3 protein-coding genes and 2 pseudogenes are annotated in these 3397 nt (G+C 66.3%); 3 read left to right on the forward strand and 2 right to left on the reverse strand.

The features are described 5' to 3' along the window. Both JCM9942_RS12535 and JCM9942_RS12540 read right to left on the reverse strand, forming a co-directional pair. Positions 1-216 (reverse strand): annotated as a pseudogene (locus JCM9942_RS12535) (hypothetical protein); the annotation flags it as partial. Positions 217-226: 10 nt separating this feature from the next. Beyond that, positions 227-1008, reverse strand: a pseudogene (locus JCM9942_RS12540) (enoyl-CoA hydratase/isomerase family protein). A 167-nt stretch (positions 1009-1175) separates the two neighbouring features. On the opposite strand from JCM9942_RS12540, the gene JCM9942_RS12545 reads away from it, so the two are divergent. From JCM9942_RS12545 to JCM9942_RS12555, 3 genes are all read left to right on the forward strand, one after another. Further along, a complete protein-coding gene (locus tag JCM9942_RS12545; RefSeq protein WP_054660063.1) occupies positions 1176-1877 on the forward strand; it encodes an FKBP-type peptidyl-prolyl cis-trans isomerase N-terminal domain-containing protein in 702 nt (233 codons plus the stop codon). A 120-nt stretch (positions 1878-1997) separates the two neighbouring features. Beyond that, positions 1998-2801, forward strand: a complete 804-nt coding sequence (locus tag JCM9942_RS12550) for a CoA pyrophosphatase (protein ID WP_054660065.1) — start codon at positions 1998-2000, stop codon at positions 2799-2801. Further along, on the forward strand, positions 2798-3397 hold a 600-nt coding region (locus tag JCM9942_RS12555), incomplete at its 3' end, for a sulfurtransferase (protein WP_054660067.1). The genes JCM9942_RS12550 and JCM9942_RS12555, both read left to right, overlap by 4 nt.

Here is a 3397-nt window from a genome sequence, read left to right on the forward strand (position 1 = left end):
CAGACGTGCCGTCCGGGCGCGATAGCGTTCACGGGCGGCCCAGGCGCGTTGCAGGCGCTGTTGCGCCTCGATAAGTACCTGCGACTGTGCGGGCGTGAGCGCGGCCTTGCCGGGTTCCGGAACGTAGTCCATCAAGCCGGCACGTACGGCGGCGTCCAGATCATCGGCCAGCACCAGATCCAGCAAGTGTTGCGGTGAAACGGGGGATGCGGACATCGAGGGCGGCTCAGCGATTCTGGAATTCCGGCTTGCGGCGTTCGAGGAAGGCGCAGGTGCCTTCGCGCATGTCCTCGGTGGAGAACACCAGACCGAACTGGGCGCTCTCGTACTCCAGCCCTTCGCTGATCGCGCATTCGCCACCGACATTGATCGTATCGAGAATGCCGCGCAGGGCCAGCGGTGCGGCATGGGCCAGCTGGGTGGCGAGCTTCAGGGTTTCCGCTTCCAGTTCCGCGGCCGGTACCACGCGGGTGAGCAGACCCAGCTGCTGCGCGCGCGCGGCATCGATCGGCGCGCCCAGCAGGCACAGTTCCAGTGCCGCGGCACGGCCGGCCAGACGCAACAGACGCTGGGTGCCGCCAAAGCCCGGGACCAGACCGAGGTTGATTTCCGGCTGGCCGAGTTTGGCGCTGTCGGCGGCAATCCGCAGATGGCAGGCCATCGCCAGCTCCATGCCGCCGCCCAGTGCGAAGCCGTTCACCATCGCGATGACCGGCTTGTTCAGACGCTCGATGCGGCGCATCAGCTGCTGCCCGACCAGCGAGAAGTCGCGGCCCTGCACCGGAGTGAGTCCATTCATCTCCGCGATGTCGGCGCCGGCGACGAATGCCTTGGGGCCGGCACCGGTGAGGATGACCACGCGTACTCGTCCACTGTCGCGGCCTCGGCGAAGGCGGCGTCCAGTGCTTCCAGGGTCTGCCGGTTCAATGCGTTGAGCTTTTCCGGGCGCTGCACGGTGATCGTGCGGATCGGGCCCTGGGTGTGGATCGAAACCGGCGCCTCGGACATCGGCTAACTCCTGAGAAAAGTTAAAAAAATGTGATTGCGGAACTCTTTTTACCGCCGACTGTCTGAGCAACTGTGATCGGTGGCGGTCCGTGTTTGTGACCGCTATCCTAACCCGTCGCCTCAGGCGGCATGGTTGCCCTGAGACATCCTTCCTGGAGAACTGTTTGATGAAGTTGCGTTCTATCGCGGTGGCCGTGGCCGCCCTGGCCCTGACCGGCACTGCAATCGCCCAGGACGTTTCGTCCGAGAAGGGCAAGCTGAGCTATTACTTCGGCTACGACTACGGCAACAACCTGGCTGAGCTGACCGGCCGCGGTGAGCAGTTGGACATCGCTTCGGTGGTGAAGGGCCTGCAGGATGCCTACGCCAAGAAGCAGCCGGCCATCACCGCCGACCAGCTCAAGCCGGCCGTTGAAGCCTTCCAGAAGCGCGAGCAGGCCCGTGCCCAGGCCGCCAAGGCCGAGTACGAAAAGGCCGCCGCGGAAAACAAGACCCGCAGCGACCAGTTCATGGCCGCCAACAAGGCCAAGGCCGGCGTGCAGAGCCTGGCCAGTGGCGTGCAGTACCGTGTGATCGAAGCCGGCAACGGCGCCAAGCCGACCCAGGCCAGCACCGTGGCGCTGGAAGTGGCCGGTCCGTTCCCGTACGGCCAGCGTCCGACCGAAGCCCGCCCGGCGCAGTCGATCCCGTCGATCAAGGTCAGCGAAGTTGAAATGGCCGCCATGCGCGAAACCCTGCTGCAGATGCCGGCCGGCGCCAAGTGGGAAGTGACCCTGCCGCCGGAAAAGGCCTACGGTGCCGATCCGCGTACCCCGTTCCCGCCGAACGTGGCCGTGCAGTTTGAAATCAAACTGGTCAGCGTGAAGTAAGCGCACCGCCAGTGGAGCAACGTCAATTGCGCCGGTGCGAAAACACCGGCGCAATTTTTTTGCGGAATCGGTAGCATCGGCCGGTCCCCAACCGCGATAGGCTTGGATGGTGCGTTTGTGATGGATGCTGTACGTCGTGTCGTACCCAGTCCCTGCATTGGAATCTGCGTTCTCGATCCCCACGGTCACTGCCGCGGATGCGCCCGCCGTGGCGATGAGATCGGGGCCTGGCTGCAGATGGATGACGCCATGCGCGAGCATCTGATGGAAGCCGTATTGCCGGGGCGGATGATTGCGCCTGGATCGCTCGCGGCGCGGCTTTCCGATCCGGCGCGGTTGTTGCGCGCACTCGAACCGCTGAGCTCGGCACCCGCCGGGCAAGGCTGGAACCACAGTGAACTGGCCGACATCCTGCCGCCTACACCGCCGGTGGAAGCGGCCGTGCTGGTCGGGCTGATACCGCGGCCGCAGGGGGTGCAGCTGCTGTTGACGCGGCGGACCGAACACCTGCGCCACCACGGCGGCCAGGTGGGACTTCCCGGCGGCCGGATCGAGCCGACCGATCGCAATCCGGTCATGGCCGCGATCCGCGAATGCGAGGAGGAGATCGCTCTGGCGCGCCGACAGGTGCAGGTGCTGGGCTATCTGGACCCGTTCCTCACCATTACCGGGTTCCGGGTGAGTCCGGTGGTGGCCGTGATCGATCCGGCGTTCGTGGCGGAGGCCGATCCTTCCGAGGTGGCCGAGGTGTTCGAAGTGCCGTTTGACTTCCTGATGGACCCGGCCAACCTGCGCCAGGTCCCGATGGAGTACCGCGGCCGCATGCGCCACGTGCTGGAATACACTTGGCCGGGGCAGCGTATCTGGGGGGCGACGGCCGCCATCCTCTACAACCTGCGTCGTCGACTGGAGCAAGTGCCATGAAGTTGAGCGATCCCCCCTGGACCACGCTGGTGGATGTCGATTCGCTGGCGGCGCGGCTGCGCGCTGACGGACTGCAGCTGGTTGACGCGCGGGCCACCGCAAGCACCGCGCTGCGTCTGGTGGATGCACGCTTTTCGCTGGCCGATGCGCACGCAGGCGCTGCCAGCTATACGGCCGGGCATCTTCCCGGAGCGGTGTACGCCGATCTCAACCGCGATCTTTCCGATCTGGAAAAAAAAGGCCATGGCCGCCATCCCTTGCCGGACAGCGCGGCGTTTGCCGCGACCCTGGGCCGCTGGGGTATCGGCCCGCAGACGCAGGTGGTGGTCTACGACGCGGCTGACGGCAGCATGGCCGCTGCCCGGTTGTGGTGGCTGTTGCGCCTGATCGGCCACCGCCATGTGGCGGTGCTCGATGGCGGTGTCGCGGCCTGGCAGGCTGCCGGTCTTGGACTGGAACGTGAGGTGCCCGAGGTTGCACCGCTGGGGCCGTATCCGGGGCAGTTCGACAGCACGCAGATCGTCAGCGCCGAGGAGGTGGCCGCGCGGCTGGCGCAGACGCCGGGCTGGCTGATCGACGCGCGTGCGGGCGAGCGG

It is taken from the genome of Stenotrophomonas pictorum JCM 9942, assembly GCF_001310775.1.
Classification (GTDB): Bacteria; Pseudomonadota; Gammaproteobacteria; order Xanthomonadales; family Xanthomonadaceae; genus Stenotrophomonas; species Stenotrophomonas pictorum.

What these genes read in the sequence shown, in the direction of transcription:
- JCM9942_RS12545 (WP_054660063.1), top strand. Translation starts at nt 1,176, where the DNA reads ATGAAGTTGCGTTCTATCGCGGTGGCCGTGGCCGCCCTGGCCCTGACC.
- JCM9942_RS12550 (WP_054660065.1), top strand. Translation starts at nt 1,998, where the DNA reads ATGGATGCTGTACGTCGTGTCGTACCCAGTCCCTGCATTGGAATCTGC.